Origin of the sequence: Gimesia chilikensis, assembly GCF_007744075.1 — a bacterium.
GTDB classification, from domain to species: Bacteria; Planctomycetota; Planctomycetia; order Planctomycetales; family Planctomycetaceae; genus Gimesia; species Gimesia chilikensis_A.
The window spans coordinates 2084207-2108938 of the sequence record NZ_CP036266.1 but is presented as its reverse complement, the minus strand read 5'-3'; the positions used below and the strand labels follow the sequence as shown (position 1 = coordinate 2108938).

At 48.6% G+C, this 24732-nt stretch carries 28 protein-coding genes; 9 read left to right on the top strand and 19 right to left on the bottom strand.

The window, feature by feature from the left end:
- Window positions 1-61 precede the first annotated feature (61 nt).
- Window positions 62-871, top strand: a complete 810-nt coding sequence (locus HG66A1_RS32365; RefSeq protein ID WP_232106775.1) for a GIY-YIG nuclease family protein — start codon at window positions 62-64, stop codon at window positions 869-871.
- Window positions 872-876: 5 nt separating this feature from the next.
- Here HG66A1_RS32365 and HG66A1_RS08000 read toward each other — a convergent pair whose 3' ends face one another.
- The gene (locus HG66A1_RS08000) at window positions 877-1503 is read right to left on the bottom strand and encodes a thermonuclease family protein (RefSeq protein ID WP_145181858.1); all 627 of its coding nucleotides are present in this window, start codon (window positions 1501-1503) and stop codon (window positions 877-879) included.
- Between the two features lie 243 nt (window positions 1504-1746).
- Between HG66A1_RS08000 and HG66A1_RS07995 the strand changes: the two genes are divergently transcribed.
- Entirely contained in the window at window positions 1747-2313 is a 567-nt protein-coding gene (locus tag HG66A1_RS07995) for a CIA30 family protein (RefSeq protein ID WP_197997036.1), read from the top strand.
- A gap of 103 nt (window positions 2314-2416) precedes the next feature.
- A complete protein-coding gene (locus HG66A1_RS07990; RefSeq protein ID WP_145181857.1) occupies window positions 2417-3223 on the top strand; it encodes an MBL fold metallo-hydrolase in 807 nt (268 codons plus the stop codon).
- Window positions 3224-3282: 59 nt separating this feature from the next.
- On the opposite strand, the gene HG66A1_RS07985 is transcribed toward HG66A1_RS07990, so the two are convergent.
- A complete protein-coding gene (locus HG66A1_RS07985; RefSeq protein ID WP_145181856.1) occupies window positions 3283-3852 on the bottom strand; it encodes a DUF416 family protein in 570 nt (189 codons plus the stop codon).
- A 29-nt stretch (window positions 3853-3881) separates the two neighbouring features.
- Window positions 3882-4283, bottom strand: coding sequence for a DoxX family protein (locus HG66A1_RS07980; protein ID WP_145181855.1), 402 nt, complete (start codon window positions 4281-4283; stop codon window positions 3882-3884).
- Window positions 4284-4639: 356 nt separating this feature from the next.
- Here HG66A1_RS07980 and HG66A1_RS07975 point away from each other — a divergent pair, with 356 nt between their 5' ends.
- The 3 genes from HG66A1_RS07975 (at window position 4640) to HG66A1_RS07965 (ending at window position 9582) form a co-directional block, all read left to right on the top strand.
- Window positions 4640-5044, top strand: coding sequence for a hypothetical protein (locus HG66A1_RS07975; RefSeq protein ID WP_145181854.1), 405 nt, complete (start codon window positions 4640-4642; stop codon window positions 5042-5044).
- Window positions 5045-5135: 91 nt separating this feature from the next.
- Window positions 5136-7994, top strand: a complete 2859-nt coding sequence (locus HG66A1_RS07970) for a PrsW family intramembrane metalloprotease (protein ID WP_145181851.1) — start codon at window positions 5136-5138, stop codon at window positions 7992-7994.
- A gap of 202 nt (window positions 7995-8196) precedes the next feature.
- Window positions 8197-9582, top strand: coding sequence for a hypothetical protein (locus HG66A1_RS07965; protein WP_197997035.1), 1386 nt, complete (start codon window positions 8197-8199; stop codon window positions 9580-9582).
- Between the two features lie 203 nt (window positions 9583-9785).
- On the opposite strand, the gene HG66A1_RS07960 is transcribed toward HG66A1_RS07965, so the two are convergent.
- The 10 genes from HG66A1_RS07960 to HG66A1_RS07915 form a co-directional block, all read right to left on the bottom strand.
- On the bottom strand, window positions 9786-11129 hold the full coding sequence (locus tag HG66A1_RS07960) for a hypothetical protein (RefSeq protein ID WP_145181847.1): 1344 nt from the start codon (window positions 11127-11129) through the stop codon (window positions 9786-9788).
- Window positions 11130-11196: 67 nt separating this feature from the next.
- Window positions 11197-11415: a hypothetical protein gene (locus HG66A1_RS07955; RefSeq protein WP_145181845.1), complete on the bottom strand. Its 219-nt coding sequence runs from the start codon at window positions 11413-11415 to the stop codon at window positions 11197-11199.
- A gap of 92 nt (window positions 11416-11507) precedes the next feature.
- Complete coding sequence (locus HG66A1_RS07950) at window positions 11508-11756, bottom strand: hypothetical protein (RefSeq protein ID WP_145181843.1); 249 nt, start codon at window positions 11754-11756, stop codon at window positions 11508-11510.
- 12 nt (window positions 11757-11768) lie between these two features.
- On the bottom strand, window positions 11769-12713 hold the full coding sequence (locus HG66A1_RS07945; RefSeq protein ID WP_145181841.1) for a hypothetical protein: 945 nt from the start codon (window positions 12711-12713) through the stop codon (window positions 11769-11771).
- A gap of 95 nt (window positions 12714-12808) precedes the next feature.
- Window positions 12809-14305: an AAA family ATPase gene (locus HG66A1_RS07940; protein ID WP_145181837.1), complete on the bottom strand. Its 1497-nt coding sequence runs from the start codon at window positions 14303-14305 to the stop codon at window positions 12809-12811.
- A gap of 94 nt (window positions 14306-14399) precedes the next feature.
- Complete coding sequence (locus HG66A1_RS07935; RefSeq protein ID WP_145181834.1) at window positions 14400-14627, bottom strand: hypothetical protein; 228 nt, start codon at window positions 14625-14627, stop codon at window positions 14400-14402.
- Complete coding sequence (locus HG66A1_RS07930) at window positions 14627-14827, bottom strand: DUF2997 domain-containing protein (protein ID WP_145181831.1); 201 nt, start codon at window positions 14825-14827, stop codon at window positions 14627-14629. The genes HG66A1_RS07935 and HG66A1_RS07930 overlap by 1 nt, the downstream gene beginning before the upstream one ends.
- Entirely contained in the window at window positions 14824-15192 is a 369-nt protein-coding gene (locus HG66A1_RS07925; RefSeq protein WP_145181828.1) for a DUF1257 domain-containing protein, read from the bottom strand. The genes HG66A1_RS07930 and HG66A1_RS07925 overlap by 4 nt, the downstream gene beginning before the upstream one ends.
- Window positions 15193-15263: 71 nt before the next feature.
- Window positions 15264-15821: a hypothetical protein gene (locus tag HG66A1_RS07920; RefSeq protein ID WP_145181825.1), complete on the bottom strand. Its 558-nt coding sequence runs from the start codon at window positions 15819-15821 to the stop codon at window positions 15264-15266.
- Entirely contained in the window at window positions 15784-15993 is a 210-nt protein-coding gene (locus HG66A1_RS07915; RefSeq protein ID WP_145181822.1) for a hypothetical protein, read from the bottom strand. Before HG66A1_RS07915 ends, HG66A1_RS07920 begins: the two co-directional genes overlap by 38 nt.
- A gap of 392 nt (window positions 15994-16385) precedes the next feature.
- Here HG66A1_RS07915 and HG66A1_RS07910 point away from each other — a divergent pair, with 392 nt between their 5' ends.
- Both HG66A1_RS07910 and HG66A1_RS07905 read left to right on the top strand, forming a co-directional pair.
- Entirely contained in the window at window positions 16386-17255 is an 870-nt protein-coding gene (locus tag HG66A1_RS07910; RefSeq protein WP_145181820.1) for a hypothetical protein, read from the top strand.
- A gap of 120 nt (window positions 17256-17375) precedes the next feature.
- Window positions 17376-18308: a hypothetical protein gene (locus HG66A1_RS07905; protein WP_145181817.1), complete on the top strand. Its 933-nt coding sequence runs from the start codon at window positions 17376-17378 to the stop codon at window positions 18306-18308.
- 14 nt (window positions 18309-18322) lie between these two features.
- On the opposite strand, the gene HG66A1_RS07900 is transcribed toward HG66A1_RS07905, so the two are convergent.
- From HG66A1_RS07900 to HG66A1_RS07875, 6 genes are all read right to left on the bottom strand, one after another.
- Window positions 18323-19627, bottom strand: coding sequence for an MBL fold metallo-hydrolase (locus tag HG66A1_RS07900; protein ID WP_197997034.1), 1305 nt, complete (start codon window positions 19625-19627; stop codon window positions 18323-18325).
- 5 nt (window positions 19628-19632) lie between these two features.
- Window positions 19633-20379 (bottom strand): hypothetical protein, encoded by a 747-nt coding sequence (locus tag HG66A1_RS07895; protein WP_145181810.1) that lies wholly within the window; start codon window positions 20377-20379, stop codon window positions 19633-19635.
- Between the two features lie 33 nt (window positions 20380-20412).
- On the bottom strand, window positions 20413-20823 hold the full coding sequence (locus HG66A1_RS07890) for a hypothetical protein (RefSeq protein ID WP_145181807.1): 411 nt from the start codon (window positions 20821-20823) through the stop codon (window positions 20413-20415).
- 77 nt (window positions 20824-20900) lie between these two features.
- The gene (locus HG66A1_RS07885) at window positions 20901-21635 is read right to left on the bottom strand and encodes a hypothetical protein (protein WP_145181804.1); all 735 of its coding nucleotides are present in this window, start codon (window positions 21633-21635) and stop codon (window positions 20901-20903) included.
- Between the two features lie 69 nt (window positions 21636-21704).
- The gene (locus HG66A1_RS07880) at window positions 21705-22754 is read right to left on the bottom strand and encodes a helix-turn-helix transcriptional regulator (RefSeq protein ID WP_145181802.1); all 1050 of its coding nucleotides are present in this window, start codon (window positions 22752-22754) and stop codon (window positions 21705-21707) included.
- 107 nt (window positions 22755-22861) lie between these two features.
- Complete coding sequence (locus tag HG66A1_RS07875; protein WP_145181799.1) at window positions 22862-23527, bottom strand: metallophosphoesterase family protein; 666 nt, start codon at window positions 23525-23527, stop codon at window positions 22862-22864.
- 551 nt (window positions 23528-24078) lie between these two features.
- Between HG66A1_RS07875 and HG66A1_RS07870 the strand changes: the two genes are divergently transcribed.
- Complete coding sequence (locus tag HG66A1_RS07870) at window positions 24079-24684, top strand: biliverdin-producing heme oxygenase (protein WP_145181796.1); 606 nt, start codon at window positions 24079-24081, stop codon at window positions 24682-24684.
- Window positions 24685-24732: the final 48 nt, after the last annotated feature.

Genomic DNA, 24732 nt, shown 5'->3' with positions numbered 1-24732 from the left:
GGCTGATTTATTATACTGCCATGCACATAAAAGCAAACAACTATTTATAAAAAGAACCGCTATGATCTTTCGTCTCTCTCAAAGGCTCAAGCAGAAAATCAAAATTGGTACGCTCAATGCCAGCCCATTAGACCGGAACCCATTTGGTGACTGGTCATGCCACATCTTTCCAGCTAATCGCCGTCAGTACATTTTGTTGTGTAATACCAAATCACTTTATTCCTGTGTCATGCCAGCCAAAGGTATTACTAATCAGAAGGTCTTTGCCGAAAAAGCAGTAGACTGTATCCGGGATTTCACAGCCGATGATGCCAATCAGTGGGCTTTCCGGAAATTCATTGCTCCTGAATTCAAAACTGTTCAGTTTGGTAAAGCATTAAATCGCTCTGTAACAAGTTCGATGAACCAACTCATTGAATATGCTCAGGACTTGCTGATCGTAGATGCAATGTCTCCACATGAGGTGGGATTTAAGCTGAATGATTTTTTGCTGTCAGCCATTGCTGCAAAAAAGTCTGACGGGTATGGCACACCGAATGACGCATTTCGGAGAATGGTGGATTCGAAGAATCAGGAAGAAGTAGAATCAGATCTGAGAGAAGACGAAACACTGGAAAAGATAACAAGATGGTTTGTTTATATTCTCAGATGTGCTGACGACTCCTTAGACACGGGAATCACGACAGATTTAAGACGGAGATGTGAGCAGCACAATGCGGGTACTGCTTCACGCTATACCCGTAGTCGTCTTCCAGTCACGATGGTGTATCATGAAACTCAAGAGAATCGAAGTATGGCTCTCAAGCGTGAACTGGAAATCAAGGCGATGCCACGAAGAGCAAAAGAATCGCTCATCAAGTCTCTAAAGTGAGACATTTACCCACCGCATCTGCCACATGCTTTCCCATCATTCGGTCCACAAATTCGACCACGTTTCGTATTTTTGAAATATTCGCAGTTTTCGTTGTGCCGCACATTGGATGATGTATTCAACCAGAACTTTGTGCCGGGGGGATTACTTGGCCTTCTCTTCCTGGCTCGATACTCCCAGGGAGGAAGCGGATTGGCATCAGCCCAGAGGCCACGCTTCGCCTGTCGGGCTGATCGTTCTAATTTTGCCAGGCGTACTTCATCGTTATATTTTTTGTAATGCCACGCCCAGCCATCCTGAATCATTTTCGCATTAGCGTCTACCTTCCCCACCATGATGATTCCGAGAGTGCGACCGTAGCGATCCTCCCCTGTCTTTTTGACCGTCACAGTTTTTCCGAACACCATCTTGGACAATGCCTGCTTGGATTTGGTCCCAAAGCTCTGGCTCGACTCTGGTGCGTCGATGCCCTCCAATCGAACTTTGACTGTCTGGCGGTTGACCAGCACCTTGACGGTGTCCCCATCAGTAACTCCAATCACTTTTCCAGTAAGAGTACTAATAACCTTTGGTGGGGCAGCGAACACAATTCCCAAGATGAGCAGAGTCAGGAAGGCAGTGATGTAACGCATACTGTTCTTTCTTGTGTGGTGGTCTAACATAATGCTGAATCAAACGGAAAAGGCTGCCCAGTGATCTATAATCAGCAATGATTAGTTGGACTTCTTTTTCAGACCATTTTGAATTACTTTGGGAGTTTCGGGTATTTCGATTAAGTACTTAGTGCAATCCCTATTTAAACGTGCCTGCTTCGGCACTGACACCTGCACAGAATTGTAAGCTTGTCAATCTACGGTAGCAATAAAGGAATACAGATGAAACCAACAATCATTTTCGCATCCATGTTCTTCTTGATAGCCACTGTATCCATGGCTGACGAACGTATTCTCTTCAGCTTTGACAAGCCTGCGTCTGCTCAACCATGGCAAACGGTCAATGACGGTGTGATGGGTGGACGGTCCGATGGTCGCTTCAAAATCAACGACGACAAAAACATGGAGTTCTTCGGCACATTGTCGCTGGAGAATAATGGTGGCTTTGCCTCAGTGAGAGCCAGGGGCGGCAACCTTACATTGCAGAAAGACGACGTGATCGTGGTCAGAGTTAAAGGCGATGGCCGGGAGTATAAATTCAATGTCTATGACCAACCAAACCTCAACGGCTTTTCCTATCGGCAGTCTTTTAAAACTAAAAAGAATGAATGGATTGAAGTCGAGTTGCCGGTCAGGAACTTCGTGGCGACCTGGAGAGGCCGGGTTTTCCCCAACCAGAAGCTTGATCTCAATAATGTAGCTGGCATGGGATTTCTGCTGGGGGATAAGAAAGCTGGCCCTTTCAAGCTGGAAGTTGAGTGGATCAAGGTGAAGAAAAACGAAGAGTAAATCGCACCATCCAGAGCGATCTGTAACAACGCTGAGGATCAAGCTCCACTGACAATATAGGGACTTATGCGACCTGTCAGTAAATCAATGGAAAGTAAGCAACATGCCCTACTTCATCTGCACAACCTGCGGAACGCAATTCAATAAAACGGACCAACCACCTGCCGAATGCAAGATTTGTACTGATGAGCGGCAGTATGTTGGCTGGAATGGGCAACAATGGACGACTTTCTCTGACCTTCAAGAATCGCATCGAAACGTCATTCGGCTCAAAGAAAATGGTCTCTATGGGATCGGGATGGAACCAGCCTTTGCCATTGGTCAACGAGCACTACTCATAGTTCGTCCGGAAGGAAATATCCTCTGGGACTGCATCCCCCTCATTGACGATGGCCTCATCCAAATGATCAAAGGTATTGGTGGTATTTCTGCCATCGCAATTTCACATCCGCACTACTACACGAGTATGGTGGAATGGAGCCGGGCATTTGATTGTCCTATTTATCTGCATAAGGACGACCAAGAGTGGGTGATGCGGCCCGATCCAGCCATCCAGTTCTGGGATGGTGAAACGAAGGAGATCAGTGATGGTCTGACTTTGATTCGGTGCGGTGGACACTTTGAAGGTGGCACGGTCCTGCACTGGTCTGAGGGGGCGGCTGGAGAAGGAGTGCTTCTTACCGGTGATATTCTGCAAGTTGTTCAGGATCGACGCTGGGTAAGCTTTATGTACTCTTACCCCAATCTGATCCCACTACCAGCATCGGCAGTTCGGCGAATTGCTGACACCGTCGAACCATTCAGTTTCTCTCGTATTTATGGTGCCTTCTGGGGAAAGATTGTTGCCACAGAGGGAAAAGTGGCTGTCCAGAGATCAGCAGAACGGTACGTACAAGCTCTGAAAGAATAATTTCCGTTTTGACGACTCTTAAATGATGATCAGCGACAGGGCCGGTAGATATCAAATCATTACCGAAACATCGTTCTCAGATTCGGAACCAGTTCATACTCTCCCTTCAGGTTCTTTATCATGGCCAACTGAGTTTCAAGTTCCTGCTGAATCTGAGGATGCTCGAATAGAGTTTCCGGTGTATAACCGGGATCATTTTTTTCAAGCTTGCAGTCAAGACCATCAATCACTGACTGAGCAACATTCTGGGACACCCCCACATCGTTTCTGCGACAGCATAGAATACACATCCCAATGCTCTGTTGCACTATGGATCTAATGGGATCTATCTCTCGCATGGGATCAGTCCATCCGTCATCGACTTCCATGAAGTCCATGTCGAGGGCATTCAGTTGATCTTTTTCAGGGATCATACCATTAAACAATGAATCCCAGATATCGTCCAGTACCCCCTGCAATGTTTGCAGATCAGATTGTGAAAACTTCTTAATGAGGTGATCGGCGTGTGATATTAACAGGCGGTCGGCACACCATACAGCAAACAAGCATCTTTCAAAATGACGAAGCGAACGGAGTTGCTTCGTCATGAATTCATAGTGGTCGCCCATGTCATTGATCGGATTATTCATGCGTCCTTATGATCCTTGTGCCATTCAATTCACGAATCGGTCAGATCAGTGTCTTTACTGGCATAAGTTCGTGACCGTGTATGCCACAACGCCCACAGTACAAATACACCCTGCAACGGCAGTCGCAGCAGGTGAATGGTGGGCGAAGCTGGCAGGATCTCCTGGTTCTGGTAGAGATAGATGTTGGCAGGAAATACAGCAATCAAAAGGGCTATGATTCCCCAGGCTGCCAGATATGAATATTTCGGTATCAGCAGCAGAGCCCCAAGGATGATCTCAAAAATGCCACTGACCAGCACCAGTTCTTTATGAAACGGAAGATAGGGTGGCATGATTTTCAGAAAGAATGCTGGATTCGCAAAGTGCATCGTGCCAGCCACGACCATGAAGATCGCGAGAAGAAACTTTGAGATTGATTTCACCTGACTCATCTGTTTTCTCGCTTGGGGATGGGGCTACCCTACTTGTTTTTCTAACTTTAGATTGACAAAGAGCGGTACCCAGTATTTGTAGTCGACTGGGATATTTAAGCATATCACTTCCCTGTCAACCAGACTGCATCCAAACTTCACTCCAATCCATCACCGGCATTTCCCTATCCTCTTACTCTAAATCAGGTTACAGACCAAATCAGACCGTCTGCATGGCTCCCACTGTGCCAGTTGTGTCGGGTGTGTAGGTCAACTCTATATATACAGAATATTTTACGATCCCAGTGTTACGCTCTCGCGATAGGTATGGAAAAGCGATTTACGCCAGTATTTCCATTACTCGTCAGGAGCAAACCATGGCAGAAGATCAAGAAAAAATAACTGACTCCAAGTTCTCGTCAACAATCGGTGCCGCTTTCATCATGGGCCTCATCGGCTTGCTTTACCAATCGTATTATAAGACCGACAAACCGACTGTCGTAAAAGATTTTATTGCAGGATTTGACACAATCTCCGATGCAGAAACAGATTTCCTCATCGGACTTTCTACATCAGAACTCCGCCAAAGACTTGGCAAACCCGATAATGTCAAATTTTCAGCCAGGAACTACCCGGTACCACAGACATCAGTCACTTCGGAAACTAAGCCCGACGAAACCTGGGTCTACTTCGGCAAAGTTAATCATAAGGCATCTGGTACGAAGATGAGCCTGACTTGTGATATCAGGGACGGTAAATGCATCGCCGCGAAAAGCTACTGAATTCTAGACCACACATAGTCTCCCCCACCGTTCTCACTGGTCATGACAACTCCCCATAGAAACAGACTTCAAAATAGTCGGACTAAAAATAATGAGCCAAGAACATAATTCCTCTCAGTTTTCGCAAGTTGATTATACAAACCTGAAACAACAGTTTTCGGACATGCTGCTGGTCCCAGACTCCCCGGTGGCTAACGAAACAGCATTTAAGCGAGACCGGGAAAGCTACTTTGATTTACTTGAACAGCGTAAGAAAACCCAGGAACAGATAACGCTACTTAAGTCAGAGACTAAAAATGTTAGTGAAGCTGAGAACGCAGCCAAAGAAGCTGAATCTCAATTACAGGTTAAACGGAAGCAACTGCTTGAACTAGCCACAACACTGGGTAAAACGGCTTTTAAGGGCCTGCAATCAGGCGATATCGCCGATGACCTCCGATTCAATCCCCGAAAGGAACTTGAATCACGAATTGAAGCACTGCGGAGACAGAAAGATTCAGTGACTTCGGAAAATCCAGCTGGGGTTCTTGAGCAAACCGCACTCAAAGCCAAGCAGTTAAAGCTGGCTGGTCAGATAAAGGCGGAAGAGTTCAGAATTAAGACGGTCAATCAGGAACTTGGTAAGGCTCTTCTCTCCGCGAAAGCGGAGGAGACAGTCCGTTGTAGTGAGACTGAAAAGGTTTTAGAAATAATAAATCGACTGCGAGAGCGTATTACAAAAGCCAAAGACAAACATCAGAAGTCCGAGTTAAATCTCACAAATGCTCAGAAGCGAGCTGCCGAACAACTCGGAGTGGACTCTGTTTCTACCGCCATCTCGCTACAAGCCGAACTCAAACAGAAAGAATCTGAACTTCGCTCCATCGAAATAAGAATCGAAGATCTTCAGGATGAAGTCGCTGAGAAAGCTCTTGAATACGAATGGCTTCGCGACAATCCTGCTCTCAAAGAGATACTGGGACGACTCACTCAACTGAAAAAAGAGTCGACTCCCCGTAAAATATCCGTGTGGCCCCTCGCAGCTGTTGTCATCACAGGACATCTGTTTGCGAGTTTTGGCAGCAAACCTTTGAACTTGAGTCACTTTGGAGTTTTGGTTCTCTACCTGGCTACTGCCCTTGGTGGACTGGGACTGCTCGCATATTACAAACCTGATTTAGTAGCTGGTGAGCGTCGCTACAAATCTCTCCTTCTGCTTTTTTCATATTCAATCATCAGTGTCATCTGCATACTGCTATTTCAGGAGTTGGCAGAATATGCACTCAATAATTGGTCTGATCGGCAGGAATGGGCCAGGGGACGTCTGATACTCTTCGATTTACCTCGGATATTTCTCGTGGCTGTGGGGACAGCCTATCAAGACACGTTCTCTATAATGCAAGGAACAGGCGTCCCGGAATCATTTTCGGTTTATTTCCGAAATCACATGTTGAGCATTGGTCTTTGCGAAGAACTTATCAAGTTGTCTCCAGCTTTAATTGCCTTTGCTGCATACACAGGTAGTTGGCGTTCCCGAAGCCAGGAATTTAACTCGCGATTAGTCTACCTTGCCATGATCGGGGGACTTGCATTTGGGCTTGGGGAAGCGGTGTACTATCACTTCACAATGTACGCTCCGATGCAGGTAGGCTGGGGCCTTTACGCTTTACGCTTCCTCAGCCTGGTAACCATCCACGCCGTCTGGGCCGGAATCTCAGGCTGGATCCTGGCACACGTCACAGGCGGATGGATTCGCTCCGCTTTTACGACCGCAGCTCATGGATGGGGACCAGTTGGAGGATGTTTGCTGATTGCAGCGACAGTTGGAGTATCCGATGTTCTGCATACAAGTCATAACCTATCGAATGATCCCCTTTGGATGCTGACATGGGATGTAATCAGCTTAGTCATATTTGCCTGGCTAATTCGCTGCTCGAATGTGTCACAACTGGTTCCGGATCAAGCCAGGAAACTCTGGAGGCGGGGCTTCAGCACTGCAGAAATAGCCGCGGTGGCTGCCAGTATGAAGAATCGTGTTGTGGAAGACATTGACCATTCGCCCCAGGCAAACACTGTTACTCAGACAACCACAGAAACAAGTGAGGCTACCCCAAATGTGTCCAGTGAACCAGAACTGTGGAATCCAAATGCAGCTGGCTTTTGGTCGCTATTACTAACCCCCATCTTCGGTGCCTGGTTGCATGCAAAGAACTGGGCCAACTTGAATGAAACGGAAAGATCGAAAAAATCTTTTAAATGGGTTTACGGTAGCATCGGAATGGTAGCACTGACTTTGATCCTTCCTGACTTGATATCAAATCTTGTCTTCGGTGCGTTGCTGGTTGCCTGGTGGATGAGATCAGGAAATGAGCAGTACAAATATGTAAAAGAAAATCACCCTGATTATCAAAAGAAAAAATGGGGGACGCCACTGTCGATAGCTGGCCTCGTAGTTTTTGGGCTAGTTCTATTCTCAGGTGCTCTTGAGATGAGCCGGATGTCGGAGCAAGAAGTCGAGAAACTTGCCGGGCAGTGGGCAGTTAAAATGCAAATCTTTGAAGTAGATGACGAGACCGGTATTGAATTACAAGGTGATCTTGATGGTACAACTACATATTCTGCCGACACGACATTCGATCACCAAGGAAATTTAAAAATTGTTTTTGTCGCCCCCACTGGAGAGAGAGCCACAATGCTATTAAGACTGGAAGTGGAGGGAATTTGGTCATTTGATGGTACAACTCTTTGTGAATTTACCAATAGCATACGTGTTAGTCCAGCAGATCCCACCACACGTCAACTGGCCCAGAATGATCCACAGGCATTTTCCGAAATCAAGAGAGGATTTGAGCAGGCAGAAGAAAGAAGTTTCGGAAGTGTCACATTTCTAAATGACAATGAGATTGAGCTGTTGGATCATGAAACAGGTGATTCTCTGAAAATGAAGCGGTTACAGGAAAAGAGCGAATAAACTTAATCAATATCTAAATAAAAGTCCTGCGGACCCTATAGGATCGCAGGGCTTTTTATTCTCTGCCCGGTTTTCGTCTCCCGTGTTACGGCCTTTCGATAGATATAGGTGTGAACGGCAACGGCGGTTTGAAATTACCCGCCAGTCACGCTGCTGGAGCGACGCCGTATCCCTGAAGAACTCCTTTTAAGAGAGGAACACGATGAACACAAAGCTTTTAGATTCAAGTCCAACGCCGTCAGAGGTTAGTGGACGAATGGCTGAGATGGTACTCAGTGAGGAAGAACTCCATCATCATTGGAATGACGTTAAATCCCGTTTCAACGATATGTCCGAAGCCCAGAGAATTGATGAATTTCAGAAGTTCTGGGAAAAGGGCTTCGAAGTTACGGAGTTGGACAAAAAAACGGGCCTGCTTTACAGCAGTTCTCCTCTGATGAGAGTATTCACGATCTGCCACGAGCAATTAGTCCAAGGCTATCTCCAGTTCAAAGGAGAAAAGCTGGAAACTCAGGAAGAAATTGCTGCCGCAGTACAAATTGTGAAAAGTTCCATCGAATCTTCAATCCGACGTTTTAAAGGAATCGTAAAAGAGGAAGGGGCTGAACCTGGATACGCTGATTCAAAAGAAACAGTTAGCTGCTTCCACGGATTTCAAGAAGGATTTGGGAGTGATGATTACCTGATCGGCATGTTCTTCTCAGAAGGCGGTCAAACTCAGGCAATCAATGAGGTTGTAGAAGAGTGGGGTCAATTTGGAGTCAGAACAGAGCCCGTTGGAACAGAAAGGGATATGCACACTCGGCGAACTTCTCTCTGGAACCTCGATTTTGACAGGAAGGAGTACCGAAAATATTTTGCCGAACTCTCCCATGAAGAGCGGCTTAAGGAAATCAAAGACCTGTCAGAGAAAGGTATCAAGTTTCGGTACACGGATCGTAAGACAAACCATGTCTACAACACTCATGTGATCCCATTTGGTATGGGGCAGTTTTCTCGTCAATTCTCTTACGACTTCATGCTCAAGTACTCAGAAGAGAACCTTCCGGGAGCAGCAGAAAGGCGTGATGAAATAGATCGCCTCGAAAAATCCTTGTTTGGCATTATCGCCAAGCATAATGGATTTGTAACAATGATCGAACGCGATCTCATCCTGGCATCCAATGCATGCCTGAGTCTTCAGGAATCCGAAGACTTTGATGGTGAAGGACATGTTTATGTGCAATTTCCCAGCAACATTGCGAGAAGCCGTGCTTCAGAGGAAGTGTTTGAAAAGTTGTCGAGCTACGGGGTTCAATTTTCTTTGGAGAAAGGAGAGGAGCCCTCTACAGGCGAACAGAATGCAATTTTACGACAGGAACTTGATTCCAAACGTGCACGGCTAGAGTCAAGCCGGAAGATGCTGGAATGCCGGAAAGCACGCCACCGCGAGGAATCTATCGAGCTTGAAAACGCTGAAACGGAGCTACTTCAACGAGAAAGAGAAATCAATAAGATTGAACAGAATCTGTCCGAGTGTGAGCAATATCCGAATCATACAGAATCTATGGGAACGAAAGAAAACACGGAATACTTACCGGCCCCATAAGGCCCTGACCTCAAAGGGTTACGTACCCTTTTTGTGTGTCATGCTGTCTGGGCACTTGGCACCATATGGATGCCTATTCTGGAACACCTAAAAAAAAGGCCTGCGGTCCCCAACGGGATCGCAGGCCTTTGATGTTGTCCCCTGTGTCCTGAATGCAGTATTCGTATCCAGGGCACAGCACGGGAAATATTAGCTGCTGACACTCAGGTACTGACACTCTGATCAGAATTCAGGCTACGTCTCCAATCCTGGCTCTGTTCACGAAGCTGGGACATCAAATCACGTATGTGTGAGACCGTTTCCGTTAAACCGCCACAGAGCGTCTTCATTTGAGTCAAAACTTGATCTGGAGCGATGTCCGGCTTCTGACCAGAACGTCCCTGTTCAGTGACATGCCGTGGACTCGATCGAGTCTGGGCGGGCTGCTGAGACACCGATGTGGACTCAATGCGTACGGCATCAGACTGTGGTTGCACAGCTTCCGCCTGAGTCAGGAGAGCCCAGACATAAGTCCGGTCCCCTTCCCTGCAGGAAGCTGGCGTATCCGGCCCGCTCAGATTGATCTCCCGAAACCCCAACTGCAAAGCACGCCTGAAATACTCCCGACTCGTATTGATCCGCAGGCTTTCACCGGAACGCTCTGAGCGACACAGAACATAATCCCGCTGCTGCTCCTGCCCCCCTTCCCGGACACGAACCGTGACCTCTCCATTCAGGTCCAGTGTCACTTTTCCAGCATCTTCCTGATGAAATGGTTTTGGTTTCAGGGCTGAGCAGATAAACTTTGCATCCGCATCCGGTACTTGTAGAGTGGCTACCGTTTCTGGCCCTTTATTAACCAGCTCTAGCACATTCGGAAAACGTGCCTTATCGTTAATCTTCAGCCAGATGGTCCACGGTCCCGATCTCAGAGTTACCCACTCTGCAGTACTGCCGACATCCACCGACTTACCACGTCGCAATTCCCGACTGCAAAACAGACGGTTGGCAGGGACCAGTAGCTCACCTTCCCAGGGAAACTGGAACTCATCCTGAATCAACAGCTGCCTGCCATCTGTGCTGATCACCTGCCCTGCAGAGCCACGCAGCTGCAGATGATCCAGTGCATACCGTGCCGAATCAGTCGTTGCCGTTTCGCAAGCATCCCCCAAAGCTCTCATCAGACGGGATTCATTTGATGCGAGCCGCTCTGGAAGTTCCGGAAACTCCTCGCATTTCACTGTTGGATACTCAATCGACTGTGGAATACCGGCATCCTGCCACTCCGCACAGATCTTTTCGTTTTCAACCTGCAGCTGAACCGGATCTGACTTAACGCTATGGCAACATCGTAATAGACCGAAGGGCGTGACAATGTGCTGGCTCTCCAGTCCTTCAAGTGGAAGACGATATTCCAATGCGATCTGCTGATTTTGGGTCCGAATCCGCAGACCATCCTGATCGACCAGAAACTCGACTGGCGGACCTGTTTGACGACTGGTAATTCCCAGTCCGCGACTGAAAACGGTTTTCAACTCACGTATTAAAGAACGGGATATTGTAATCATTGTATCTCCTGTGTGACTAGAAAAATGCCGATCCGATGACTGCCACCGGATCGGAAGGAAACAGCTGCTATACAAAAGCGTTGATAATGCCAGGTTGAGGAAAGAAAGCAACATTCCGCTCCAGATCTGCCTGGTCCCAGTCCAGGATCTGCGGCGGCAGGTCACAGGGTTCGGGATCGAATCTGATGGTCATAGGATCCGCCAGACTGAAACCACGAAACCGAACTTCCCGTAAATCTTCTCCCGTAGCATCAGCGACCTGCTGGTCGAGTTGAGTTTGTGTCATTTGCGTTTACTCCTGTTAAGCTTGAGAAAACGCTGCCCCCTCGGAGCAGCGTGAAAACACACCGCCCCTGAGGGCACTAAAATAAGTTCACTTCATTGACGGACAGCTGGTAGCCAGTGTGCTTCCAGCCAGTCACGTTCCGCGTTCAAAGCAGCACTGCGATTAGGGAACGGCCCCAGCAGTGGTCCTTCGACGGGCGATAAATCGGCCATCCATTGCCCGTCTGCATCGGGCTCGACATGCGAACCGCGTTCGATCTGTAGTTGGCCCAGTCCCTGCAGATCGAGCATTTCGTCATACAGACAGCGAACACCGCCGTCCGGTTTGATCAATAATTGCATCAGCTCTCCCCTTTAACGTGGACGTCTCTGGATGTTTCGGCGGGGACGGTCCACCAGTAACTGATCCAGGCCGGATTGAACCACAGTCATCTGTGATGCCACCTGCTCCCTTAACGCCTGGCTGTTCCGCAGCTGTTGTGGGTCAACACCGGTAATCACACGCTGGGCGTTCTCCACCAGTTCATCCAGCTGTTCATTCGACCGGATATTGAGACTGCGAAACCGCTCAAAGAACTCCGTCAGGTTGGTCACTGCCGAATCGCGAAAGACCTTCGGCTTTCCATCCTGCCGTCCACTGAGGCGTTCTGTCAGATGCTCCACCATCTGCGTCAGCTCGCTTAAAAACGCCTGCTCTGCCAGCTGTACCGCCTCGTCAAACCGGGACTGCACCCGCTGGCATTCCTGCTCATACAGTTCGGGATTGAGCTGTTGCAGGTAATTTGGCGGTTCCACTGACGGGTAGTCATGTTCGATCGCAAACATGCCGATCAGCGACGGTGGGTAATCATCTGGATTAAACAAATCTCCCAGCCGATTCCGGGCAGCACTCCGCAGCTCATCGTAGTGGCGATCCAGTTCAAACACGGCTGCATCCAGCTCTTCTCGGAACGCGGCGATCTGTCGATCGAAATCAGAGATGGCATCCTGACGGATCAGGCGAATGCCCGGCTCCGGAAAGGGTAGAGAAACCCCTTTCCAGTACGCGACCGTGCGGCCACGAATGGCTGTGACCGCTTTGAACGCCGCATGACGTGTATCCAGCAGTTTTTTACCTGCTGAGAGGAATTTCCCTTCAGCACCAAACGAATGGGCGGCCTGGTCTTTCTGAGACGAACTCAGGGACTTGCGGACCCCCAGCCAATTAAAGCTCAATCGGGCTGCGGCCATGGTTGAGCGAAGTCGACCGCTGGCAGACGTCGAAGCCTCCGTGCGAGGTTCATCTAAAACACTGGACATATTGGTTACTCCTGTGAAATGAAACTGGCCGGATGACTTCCCCGCGGGAGGCCATCCAGCCTGATTTAAAATCCGGAATTTAAACTATCAGCAAATCAGTTGTTCGAGGCCTCACGCTTCACACTGCGACGAGACCGGGCCCCCCTCCCCTTCTGACGGTAGATGCCGGACTGACTGGCCGACAAACACCGACCACTGGCCCAGGTCCGCAATCGCCCCACAGACTCCGCAGCGGTGACTGCGACGGGAACCACGTTCTGAGCGGCCTGATGCAGAGGCAGATCAAGTAAGGCTGCCAGGCGGCAACAGGACTTAATCTCTGCACCGGTCCAGTCGGTGTCATCGGGAGCAGACTGCTCTGCGTCGATCTCGAATAGATCCCGGTAGAGTGCCCAGATCGCGTCTTTCTCCTCACGATCGGGGAGATCCAGGAAAAACACTCCATCAAAGCGTTCACTCCGACTGAACTCCGGGGGCAACTTAGAAACGTCATTCGCGGTGCAGACCACAAACACATCAGACTGGTGATCGTTCAACCACGACAAAAACGTTCCAAACATTCTCGATGCGACTCCAGAATCTCCACTGCCGTTCATACCGGCAAAGGCCTTCTCGACTTCGTCGATCATGGCAATACAGGGAGCCATCGCATCAATGACTTTCAGGGCCTCCCGAGTACGTTCTTCCGACTGCCCTACAAGTGAACCCATCAGGCTGCCAATGTCGAGATTGAGCACAGGACGACCGACCTCCCTGCCGAGTGCCTTACAGAACTGGGATTTGCCACAGCCAGGTGGGGAAAGCAGTAAAACACCACGCGGGCGTTTCAACGGATTACCACGCTGCGGATGCAACATGGCCCGTTTACAGAACGCCTTGAGGGCCGCCAGGCCTCCCAGGCTGCTGAAGTCATCGTCGCTGCGGTACAGAGAAAGCAGACCGCTTTTTTTTAGCGTTTGGGTCTTCAGCTCCCAGACAGCGTCTCCTGTGATTCTCCCGTCCCGAACCAGTGACAGGCTGAACGCATTCTCTGCTTCCATCCGGGTAAGTCCAGCTGCCGCATCGAGAATCACCTGTAACTCAGCTTCTGCAGGCAGTTCCCCGTCTTCCGTGGCAATCCCACGAGCGATTTCCTCCAGCTCCTGCCGGTTGGGCAGATCGTGCTCCATCACGACAAACATGCGTTCCAGCTCAGTAGGGATTTGCACAACGGGCGACAGAATGATCACAATCGCCCGGTTCTGCTTGCCGGTGTTGATCTGCTGAGACAACGCCTGGACAACCTCTGCGGACTGCAGGAACCGGTGAAAGTTTTGTAGCACGAGAATGGCCGTTCCTTCAGGTGTGGCCAGTGCATTGATGGCCTTGATGGCAGTCAGCGGATCATTGCTGCTTCCCCCCTGCTCTGTCTGACCGGGGACGCTGAGTCCCGTGTCGATATCCCAAGTGGCCAGCTGCCACTCAGAATCATGGCAGAGCTGAGCAATCTCCGTCAGAGCATCCTGGTGCTCATGGGACAGAATCCACAGCCCCGGAAAACAGGCCGCGATGTGTTCGGCCAGTTTCTGTGTTAATGAAGTGGTGGTCGGCATAGCGACTCCTTCTTGAGTGAGTAAATGAAAAAGCCCCGGTTAAAGCCGAGGCACTATTAAAATAATTCGATGTGGGACGTGCAGAGCCTGCCTATCAGGTACGATCCTCTAGGTCGGCCAACTGGCGTTCCATGCGGGCGATCCGCTCCTGGAGCTTCTCCACCTTGTGAAATGCACGTTTCAAGCGTGTCATCCAGCGACTGAGAGCCTCCTGCTCTTTGATCAGGTCTGCATGCTTCTTACGAATACGGGCAATACGGCGTGCTTCGACAGCCGGATCCTCACGCTGCTGCCGTTGGATCTGTCGACGGACCTTGGCCATCAACCACCTCCTTCCCGGAGACGTTGCTGCTGCTCCGTGGTCTGAAAGAACTCCGGCGTGGTCCGTTCACTGGTTCGTTTTCCCAGGGCTTCTTCAATGAACCGGCTGGCGTCGGTGCAGGCCGAACCTGTGAAGCCCCGGGTTTGGACACGCGTGGAACCGTTGGTTTCAACGATGATTTCGATGGTGCGTGTACTCATGCAGCACCTCCCACGGAAACAGTTAACTTGATGGAGCCGTCGGCCTGTGACTGCTCCGTTACGGTGTGCCCCTTCTTGCGGGCTTCGATTTTCGTCCTTTCGACGGCATACCCCTGCAGGAAGCGATCAAGTTGCCCCTGCTCGCCCCAGCGACCTTCGAAGTTGTCGAAGCGGGCCTGGCCGGACTGAGTGTCGAACACAGCCGGATATCGCCATCCGGGCAGCTTGACTATCACACCGGTGGCAGAGTCACTAAAGAGCTTTACCGTCCCCTGCGTTGGTGCATCCAGCTTGAGACGCTGACAGGCAGCACTGATGGCTGTCTCGTCCCGGACTTCGGTTTTGATTTCCACAATATGACTCATGGATTAGTTCTCCTTATGTTGAATGACTGATTTGAAAGGTAGATCGCCCCTATTGGGCGAATCATTCGCGGTCACGATGACATAGCATCATCGTCTTCCCGGGTTAACATACTTTGACGCAGACGCGGGCCGGGAAGCAGAAGTGGTTCATCACTGGTCAAATCCAGCGTCAGCAGCTCAGCAACAGCGGCATGATCCGGTTCCTGCGACTGCATCTGCCAGATCACCTGTACGGCAACGAGCAGTGGCAGCAGGCAGGCAATGACCAGGCCGATGTTCTGAATGACCGCGGCAATGATGGGATCACGATGCCGTTGCTCAGCAATTTCGCGACGATCCTGTTCCAGCTGTTCATGGCCTGTGTAAATGACTGACTGCTGTTCATTGAGCTGCGATGCCAGTTCCTGCTGGGCTGCTATCAGCTCGCGACGGGCTTCTGCGTCCCGTTCGACCAGTTCCTTCGCGGCTTCCGCGAGTTGGTGGCTTTCATCGACGATCGCTTCCGACTGGTCAGCCATTCGTTGATTCTGACGGGTCTGCTCCGTCATCGTCTGTTGAGCGAATTCAGCCAGTCGCTCATCCGGTGCCGGGCTACATCCGGCGATCGTCGCCGGAATAAGAATGGTCATGAGCATCGTGATGCTTCGAATCCGGTTCAGTTGCTTCATGGGTATTTCTCCACTGGGTAAAGATGCGGGCCAGGAGCGACTGCAGAGCACGCCGCAGTCGAAACTCTCTGGCCCAGACAAGGGTCAGCAACACGACCAGCACGCTGCTGGCCGCAATAAGGGCGAAAGTCATGGAATCTCCTTATGAATTAGGTGTGTGGATACGAAAAAAGCCCCGCCCTCCGAGTATCTCGTGGTGAGATGACCGAAAGACGAGGCGATAACTGTGAAATGAAGGGGCTGGAAGAGCTAAGTTTCCCTTCTATATAATACTGACACCGATTCGAGTTGAATTTAGTTCCGGGTCATGACAGTCCGGTGCTCGATTGTTTTCTCCACTGCTTGTTATGCCGTACACCGCCACCTAGTGCTGATGATGAACACCAGAATGAAGCATTGATCGCCGTAAATGGCAAGCAGCCATAATAAAGATGACCCACCGTCGACATCGTGATGTATTACTATCTACAATATATCCACTAGCAAACAATAGATTTTGAACCTTTGAGAAAAAGGAAGCACCTAGTGTCAATCTTTAATGGTATCGACGAGATTTTGGATAATTGGCTGGGCTTGATCGGACATGGAAATAAGTTTGGCAGTCAAAAGGGTGTCCCCAAGTATAAGTCAAAAAAAGCAGCAATCGCTTTGTCTGAAAAAGGGAGTCCATTGAACGGTCACGCCGATAACGATTCTGTGGCCGAGGTAGTCTCAGCTTGCGTCACTAAAATGGAGGAAAATCTGAAGGGTTTCGATTTAGATAATATTCCATCTTCAAATTGGGAATGGGAAAAGTCGCTCCATCTTGCGAGTCATAGCACCAGTCAAGAAAAGACACTCGAAAAACTTGTCGCGTTTCTGTTGGATGAGAATTGGATGAATCAAATGTCTGTTTGCAATGGGCTCCACAGCAATGCCGGAGCCAATGCATGTCGCGTCGACCTCGTTCATCGAAATGATACCTCATATGATCTGATCGAACTTAAGTATTCTAATAAAGCCCATGGCGGAAGTGATCAACCGCTTTATGCGGCGATGGAAATCCTAAGATACGGCCTGGTCTATCTCCTATTCCGCAAACTCCAACCCCTCAATAGAAAAATGACAGCATCCCGATACCACATAATGAAAGCTACCCAGATCCGCTTGGTCGTCCTGGCTCCGTCATCGTGGTACATTTATAAGAAGAATGGAACTAGCCAGACATTTAATTTTAAATGGCTTGAAAAATCTCTGACGAGTGGTCTCATTCAGGCCATTCAAGATATACCAACAATGAAAAGCATAGAATTTGCTTTTGAAGTGATGACGCCCAAAGCATGTGAGCAATACATAATTCTGAAAAACGCCGTAGATCATTTCCGACGGGTCAAGCTAGCTTCAAAACCATTATAGCTAGAGTGATTTTGTAGGAGGTACAGTTCTTGCCTCAAGTGAGTTTGATCGTCACACCCTTGCGACAATGAGTTGCTACATTTTCAGTTTCCAGAGATTTCAACTTTGAAAAGTGCTGTTATGCTAAGACGTAACTTACCTGATGAATGGATCACCTGGGGAGAATCTCCCTCAGAATATTGGTCTTCAATTATCAACGATCCAGAACTTCACCCTGAAATACGAGACAATACAGTCACTGTGTATTATCGCGGGGCTGCCCTGATTCGAAATCTCTCCCCGTCAGGCGATACTTTCATCGGAGATGTCCACTTCAAATACGTGCCAGTACATACCACCGATGGTTCAGAATACCTCCGCTTTTCTGGTAATGCTCAAGGATTGCGGTTCGAAAACAATCTGGAAACACAACACTTAGGAGACTGTGGTCAAGATGTGTTAAATGAGTACAAACGAAAGATGAGATCCGTAGTACATTCCGGCGAATCACAGGTTCTCCATCACATTGCCTCCCATCCTGCTAACGTGATTATTGATCAGGAAATCCCACTTCAGACTACTGGTAGCCCTACCTCTGAAAAACTCAATCTTTGTCATTATGACACACAACACCAATCCGCGGTCTTCGTAAAAATCAGCATGATTCATGACCCCAGGCTCAAAGCGGATGCCGACCAGGTCCCTGAAATCATCCAGCAATCAAAACGATTTCGCGAACAAATAGAAAAGCATCACCATGCAATGATCGAAACCTCTCAGAGGACAGTAGCAATCAAACGTCAAATCGGCCTGTCAGAACGGGTCAAACCCATACCACCTTCAGAGCCTTCCCGACTGATGAAAAAAGTACTCCTGGTCATCGGTGGATGCAATCAACAGGATATTGAATCTGTGCTTAACGGAGAGGGTGAATGGTCTGACTTCCGTGATGCAATAGAGAAAGAGACTGCCGGATTGATTCTCTGCGGAATGACAGGTTGCCCGTTAGCATTAGAAAAATGCAGCCAATCTCTGATTTTTGACACGTCCATGTACAACACCGCTCAACATTAAGATGGTTCAGTAGATCATGGTTCAACAAGGAATGGTTCACCATCCTGAAGAAGCTGCACATTCTTAAAGTGTTCCCGAAATCGGCCTGGTTCAAACGTGTGCACTGGAATAATCGTCTGAGGATTGATGTTCTGCACGAGTTGGACAATGTCTGTTGAAAGCATATGCCCGCTGGTATGAACCTCACGGATCGTTCCATCGACCTGCCCAATTGCATCGCGAGTCGAGTCCCAGCCTGACTGCTCCAGATAACCATGCCAGCGTGAATACAGACAACAGGTTTCCGGGGGAAGCCCTTCCTTAAAGTCATCCAACATTGAAGAGCGAAAGACCATCAAATACCGTTCAGGACTCTTAATTATTTCATCCAGTTTGATTTCCGCATGTTCGAATCGCTCCACCTGCTTCGCTCTCCACCTGGGTGTACTCGGCTGCCTGAGACTATCTGGGACATAGACTCGGACTACTCCGTTGGGGTCGGGCTGTGGTAGTTTGATCTCATTTTTAAGCAGATGCATGATGAAAGCTGTATACACATCGGCCACAAACGTTCGCTCCGTTTTTATGGCCGCACGGATGAAGGCCACCAGCCGGTCAACATGCTGCGGCGAAAAGGATGCGAGAACCAGACTTTTACTTTCCCGAACGAGCTCTGTGATCTCCTCTTCGAGTTCGTATTCGTTCTTCGTATTTCCATCCGGAAAACCGAAGTGAGTGCCTTCCATCAACATCACATCAATGGTCTTCTTCTGGAGCACTTCGATCAACCGACGGTTCATTCCCGGCTTTCTGCCATGGGACCTGAGATCACCGGAATACAAAATCGACTGTCCCTCAGCTTCAATTAAAAAAGCCAGACATCCATAGATGGAATGATCTACAGGAAACCCCGTGATTGTGAAATCCCCGATGGTGACGGGTGATTCTGGTTTGACTTCACGGAATAGCTCACGCGGCAGCCCCACCTGAGCTGCAAACAGGCTTCCTGCCAGCATCATTTTGCTCGTACCTGAACTGGCATAAACCGGAATCTGAGACTGACAATGCTCAAGCAGTCCCGTGTGATCCATGTGTGCATGGGACAGCAGAATGGCATCAGGTTCCCCTGCCCCTTCATATAAGCCCGGAACCTCTGGCAATAGCCCCTCATTTCGAAGCTGCTCTTTTGTCATCTTTCTGATCTTAAAGCTGTCCAGAGCCTGTCGATTGCGATCAAATAGCGGCAGACCGATATCCAGAATAATCCGTGAGTTGTCTGTACTGACCTCAATACAGCTCCCCCCCACCTCCTGAGTTCCCCGATGTACTGTGATCCTCAAAATTTTTATCCTAATTCAATATTCTTTACCTGAATTTGACCGTCGTCAGTCTGTTCCAGGACCACTTCTGGAAAGTCTGGGTTCCGCCCCAGGAACTCCAATTTCACGATATGGTCTTCCTCATCACAAGTCAGTCGGGCAATAGTCATATATTCTCGACCTGGCTTATGCTCGCGAAATTCTCCCATATGCACTCTGTAGCCTTCACGCGTCCCCGAGAGACGAATTTTGATGAATGTTGTCTTGTTTTTATCAAGAATCCAAAGCCCCTCCCAGCCCTTTACACGAAGAAATTCAATTTGCGTCAGAGGATCATCCTCCCAGTAATCTATATCTCGTTCTGAATTCTGTGGATGGGAAACTTGTAATGCCAAATAATCCGGCTCATGTTCCGGTATGCCTGTTGTCATTTGGATATTGAGTGCCACTCGAGTCCGACTCTCCGTTTTCATCAGCCTGGGCTCTGATGCTTTCCAGTTGTCCCCCAATGTCGCTCGCAGATCAAACCATTCATAATCGTCTTTCAGGAGTTTCCCATCCCGGAGGGGGTACCACCAGTCCATCTGCTCGGCAGTGAATACGGCCGCTTGAACAGTCATCCCGAAAAAGGCTCTGGAGCGGTTGATTTCGCCCCAGATCCCTGGTTCTGATGGACTAGGATTCTCATATACTGAGCCAAGATATTGATGATCCTCTTGGAGTAATATCTCGAGAATGGCATCTATAATCATCTGCCGCTCTTCCACAGTCATTTCCATCTCCCCAATTGAACGAAGAAGCTTCTATCAGCTTCTGTCTTTTATATACCATTTCTTTTCAAAAGCATTCCAGGTGAGCGTATATGTCGCGACCTGCTCCAAGGGTGTTCCTGCTCGCGAAATCGACCCATAGACTACGTTTAAGCGATAGGCTGGCCATTCTTTCCAGTCTTTCGTCAAATTCGCTGGTTTAGCAATCGCTAAAGGATCCGGTTTATCCGGAACCACACTTCGAATTTCGTAGCTGATGGGGTTTACCTGCGACTGCAAGCGGGCTTTGAAGGTGGCCGCCTCATTGTCCTGGCCTGACATCCATTTATCAAATTCCCCCGCCAGATAGGCTCTGGCCGCCTGCTCTGACCCTTCTGGTCCCACTCCACACCCTTGAATGAGTATGATGGCTGCGAACAGTAAAGAAAAGGATTTTCGTGATTTCATTTTGGCTTCCTTCGAACACTGGAAAAGATTGAGTAAGTCTTTTCTTTAGTACCCGAAGGTAATGACAAAGGTGGGTCCTACTTTTGACTGCTTGTTTGATTCGATAAAAAAAGCCGATTCTGAGCTCTCACTCGATGTGTTCTTTCAGAGACCGCTTGATAATCTGACCATACCTTGGTGTTATTGGCAACTAATAACAGATCCGGATGCTTTGTGCGTTGTGCCGCTTGATACAAGGGCGACTCTTCACCACCGAAAGAAGCATAATTTCCACCCCACGCATGATCCTGGAGAACCACAGCGAACGGGTTCACTTCTGCTTGCGACCACAGATTCTGACATGCCCAGACAGCTTCAGCCTGAATATGCAAGAAAGCCAGATACTCAAATCCGTGTTCGTCGGCACGATCCTGGTCTCGCTCGAGAATGGTCCAAAATACGGATTTTAAAGCAGGCACTTGATCCCGAACCGGGTGTGCCATATCAAGCTTCATATGTCGACGGAATGTCGCTGTGGGTATTCCTGAAGCAACTACGGGAGTATAACCATTACAACCTTGGGGCGGACCGGCTTTTAAATCGTCACTTACCTGCTGAGCTGTTGTGGTTAAGTCGATATGGACGAAGCAATAAGCACTTTTTGTGGCATTAAAGATCGCGATCGCTCTCCCGTCAGTGCCAGCCCCGGGATAGTAGACCACCCTGGATGAGAAAAACCGCCTGATCGTTTCCGCAGTGAACTCTGGTTGATGACAAACCCATTCTGGCTGGTTAATCCGTAACTCACTCAGATACTCATCGACTGTCGGCATAAGTTGCCCTTCTGTCCTATTACGGGACATGAAACTGAATGAGACCGTAATGGCCAGATGTCATCACATTCAGTGCTTATGATTGGTCGAGTTAAGACTGATTGCAGCATTCAGTTCCTGAAGCAGCATCGTTCTGAGCGTTTCGGGAGCCTCCACCTTCACTTTTCCGGACCAGGCTAAGACCCAGTGCAGGATTTCATCGAGGCCATCCACGGTAAAATTGAGCGTCACAGAGCCATCTTGATGTTGTTTGACCTCTTGAGTATGGTGCCAGATGGTTTCCGTAACAATTCTGGCTGCCTGCGGCTCAAACCGTAATTTGACTTGATAAGACTTCTCTCCCCGATAAACAGACCAGGCATTTCCGAAATACTCACCAAGATCAAACTGGTCAGGTACCGATGCCGCCCCTTCCAACATCCGCAGGCTTTTAAAACGAGCCACGCGGAACGTTTTCGCCTCTGTTTCGCCCTCTATATGGCCGATCACATACCAGGCCTGCTTGACTAGACAGAGACGATAGGGATGAATTGTCAGCCGTACTGTCTCGTCTTCGTAAGGGGAATCATATCTTCCAGAAACTTTATTTCCCTGAAGCAAAGCGTTTTGCAGCGTTTTTACAACTACCTGATGCTGGCTGTGATCGACCAGCTTGAGATCAAATACTTCAATCATACGAGCAGCATCGGCAATCAGTTGCTGAATCTCGCCATTGCCGGTTGCAGCCAGCTTTCGTGTTGTGGGACTGGCACCAGAACTGATATCCAGTCCCGAAGCCTTGGACAGTGCTGTGGCGACCACCTGTCCGATCGTTTCATCCTGAGTGAGCATCAATGTGGGAAATTGATAGTCTGCCCGGACCCGGTAACATTTATCAGCAGGATCGACATACCAGGGCACTCCAGCAAATTCCAGTACTTCCAGATCCCGCTGGATCGTTCGGGTAGAGCATTCCAGTTCGCTGGCAATCGCCTTCAGATTCCATCTACCTCGAGACTGAATTAAATTCAGGACCCCCAGCACGCGTGCGATGCGTGCATTTTGCCGAACTCTCCGATCACGATCCAGACGACGCGGGACACTGGAATCTGGTGGTAATTTTTTCTTTTTTGAATTCATTAAATTGGCATGTTCTGAGAAAATATAGGACCGGTCATGATTTCCATCTTATTACACACTTCTGACAAAGGTGGGTCACATCCCAAAAATCACCAATGATCGAGAAATCAAGCTTCCAGGATTTCACCTGTCTCTGTAACCTGCCAGACTCTTTTTGATTCAACATCCATTGCAGTAAGGAGGCCTTCAAAGCCACACCCTGTGTCAATGCATCGGTAAAACCCCTCATCCCGAACCGAACCAGGCGTGTGTCCCAAGATTACGGTTTTGCCGCTGACATGTGGTCGTGGGGCCGTTTCTTCGAGGGAGAGCCAACGAAGTAGCGAAGAAGGTTGATCATTGAGTGCAGAGTACCAGCAATAATTCGCATGGGTGAAGATGAACTTCCCCGTCTCATAATACGAACAGCACTGGGAAAGAAAGTCCCAATGCGACTGGGGGATCTGGTTCACTCCAGCATTGTCGCCGTAGGATCGTATGGTGGCCTCTCCTCCGTGGAACCGCCACCGTTGTTCTGCATGATGATCATCGCGGCTGTCCAGCATCATCTCTTCGTGGTTTCCCAGGATCGGAATCAATTGACACTGTTCCTGAAGTCCCAGGAGCGTATCCAGAACTCCACAACTGTCAGGACCACGATTGATATAATCTCCTAAGGTGACAATGACATCGCCTTTCTTAGGGGAAATCTGACTCAGCAATGCCTGCAATGCTAAACTATGCCCGTGAATATCACCAATCGCGATCAGCCGCTTTGATTTTTCCTCTGCCACAAAATCCCTTTCTGTAATCAGTGCCCGCTTCCAGCGAAGGTATAATAGCAAATAGTTTTATGCAAAGGTGGGTTCGAGCGAGATATTATCTAGTCATTTTAAGAGCAATAGTCCAAGAATCCGCTTTTAATCTGACTCCACTACTATACTTGACTGGTTCAAATCGACGATTTTCTTTCTCGTCATCAGTGCAGATTGATCTGCCCCGTTAACCGTAACCAGAGATTGTTTTACTATTCAGAATTCTAGACTAATAGTAGATACGACCATTCGATTGATTGATCAGTTTAGACATCTCATCGTCGAACATAGTTTCAGATGATTCACAAAAATACACGGGTCTATTCTTATGAGAAATCTGTGAAATACTTGAACTTCAATTAGTAAATAATAGTTGGTTGCCTACAACTACCATTGAGAGTAATTCCGACGGGAATGAAATCACCCAAGAAATTAAATTATCAAATCCCTTCAGTATGCCTGTCTGTGATTTGTGGTGTTTCAGTGTTTCATCCACGCAAGCTGTCTAAGCTCTATAGAAGTTCTTCGTAATGCAAGATTTCGCAACAGAGATACGGGAAGCGGTTCATGAATTGCACCAACAGATCGAGTCGACTTATCTTGCATTTCGTATGATGCATGGAATCATTTCGAAGCCGGAGTATTCCTGGATTCTGACACAGCTCTACTATCTTCATAATTTTCTGGAGCCGACTTGGCAGACAGACAGTAATCTCGCTGGATTCTTCGACCTTAAAAAATATTCTCGCCTGCAAACGATCAAGGCTGATCTTGAGCTGCTCGTGAATGGTGACATGCCTGCTATCCATGAAACAACCCAAAAGCTACTTCAGAATACTTCAACCATGTATCAGCAAAATAACTTTACGCTGATTGGCGTATTGTATGTTCTGGAAGGATCGCGTCTGGGCTCAGTATATTTAACCGAGCCCCTGATGAATGCACTGTCCCTCCAGGACGCAACAGGGGCCAGTTATTTTCTTTGCACCCCGGAGCCATGGTACAAAGACTGGTATCGCTTCAAGGAAAGCATGAATCATATTGTCGGGCTACCTCAGCAGTTTGAAAACATTAAGCATGCTGCAGTAAATACTTTTGAAGGAATGATTGAGCTTTACCAGACAAAACCAGCTTAAAGTGATCTTTAAGATGATCCTATTTTCTTATGAAATACACAATTCTGT

Coding starts and splice junctions, on each gene's coding strand:
- HG66A1_RS32365 (WP_232106775.1), top strand. CDS start 62: ATGATCTTTCGTCTCTCTCAAAGGCTCAAGCAGAAAATCAAAATTGGT.
- HG66A1_RS08000 (WP_145181858.1), bottom strand. CDS start 1,503: ATGCGTTACATCACTGCCTTCCTGACTCTGCTCATCTTGGGAATTGTG.
- HG66A1_RS07995 (WP_197997036.1), top strand. CDS start 1,747: ATGAAACCAACAATCATTTTCGCATCCATGTTCTTCTTGATAGCCACT.
- HG66A1_RS07990 (WP_145181857.1), top strand. CDS start 2,417: ATGCCCTACTTCATCTGCACAACCTGCGGAACGCAATTCAATAAAACG.
- HG66A1_RS07985 (WP_145181856.1), bottom strand. CDS start 3,852: ATGAATAATCCGATCAATGACATGGGCGACCACTATGAATTCATGACG.
- HG66A1_RS07980 (WP_145181855.1), bottom strand. CDS start 4,283: ATGAGTCAGGTGAAATCAATCTCAAAGTTTCTTCTCGCGATCTTCATG.
- HG66A1_RS07975 (WP_145181854.1), top strand. CDS start 4,640: ATGGCAGAAGATCAAGAAAAAATAACTGACTCCAAGTTCTCGTCAACA.
- HG66A1_RS07970 (WP_145181851.1), top strand. CDS start 5,136: ATGAGCCAAGAACATAATTCCTCTCAGTTTTCGCAAGTTGATTATACA.
- HG66A1_RS07965 (WP_197997035.1), top strand. CDS start 8,197: ATGAACACAAAGCTTTTAGATTCAAGTCCAACGCCGTCAGAGGTTAGT.
- HG66A1_RS07960 (WP_145181847.1), bottom strand. CDS start 11,129: ATGATTACAATATCCCGTTCTTTAATACGTGAGTTGAAAACCGTTTTC.
- HG66A1_RS07955 (WP_145181845.1), bottom strand. CDS start 11,415: ATGACACAAACTCAACTCGACCAGCAGGTCGCTGATGCTACGGGAGAA.
- HG66A1_RS07950 (WP_145181843.1), bottom strand. CDS start 11,756: ATGCAATTATTGATCAAACCGGACGGCGGTGTTCGCTGTCTGTATGAC.
- HG66A1_RS07945 (WP_145181841.1), bottom strand. CDS start 12,713: ATGTCCAGTGTTTTAGATGAACCTCGCACGGAGGCTTCGACGTCTGCC.
- HG66A1_RS07940 (WP_145181837.1), bottom strand. CDS start 14,305: ATGCCGACCACCACTTCATTAACACAGAAACTGGCCGAACACATCGCG.
- HG66A1_RS07935 (WP_145181834.1), bottom strand. CDS start 14,627: ATGGCCAAGGTCCGTCGACAGATCCAACGGCAGCAGCGTGAGGATCCG.
- HG66A1_RS07930 (WP_145181831.1), bottom strand. CDS start 14,827: ATGAGTACACGCACCATCGAAATCATCGTTGAAACCAACGGTTCCACG.
- HG66A1_RS07925 (WP_145181828.1), bottom strand. CDS start 15,192: ATGAGTCATATTGTGGAAATCAAAACCGAAGTCCGGGACGAGACAGCC.
- HG66A1_RS07920 (WP_145181825.1), bottom strand. CDS start 15,821: ATGACCATTCTTATTCCGGCGACGATCGCCGGATGTAGCCCGGCACCG.
- HG66A1_RS07915 (WP_145181822.1), bottom strand. CDS start 15,993: ATGACTTTCGCCCTTATTGCGGCCAGCAGCGTGCTGGTCGTGTTGCTG.
- HG66A1_RS07905 (WP_145181817.1), top strand. CDS start 17,376: ATGCTAAGACGTAACTTACCTGATGAATGGATCACCTGGGGAGAATCT.
- HG66A1_RS07895 (WP_145181810.1), bottom strand. CDS start 20,379: ATGACTGTGGAAGAGCGGCAGATGATTATAGATGCCATTCTCGAGATA.
- HG66A1_RS07890 (WP_145181807.1), bottom strand. CDS start 20,823: ATGAAATCACGAAAATCCTTTTCTTTACTGTTCGCAGCCATCATACTC.
- HG66A1_RS07885 (WP_145181804.1), bottom strand. CDS start 21,635: ATGCCGACAGTCGATGAGTATCTGAGTGAGTTACGGATTAACCAGCCA.
- HG66A1_RS07880 (WP_145181802.1), bottom strand. CDS start 22,754: ATGAATTCAAAAAAGAAAAAATTACCACCAGATTCCAGTGTCCCGCGT.
- HG66A1_RS07870 (WP_145181796.1), top strand. CDS start 24,079: ATGCAAGATTTCGCAACAGAGATACGGGAAGCGGTTCATGAATTGCAC.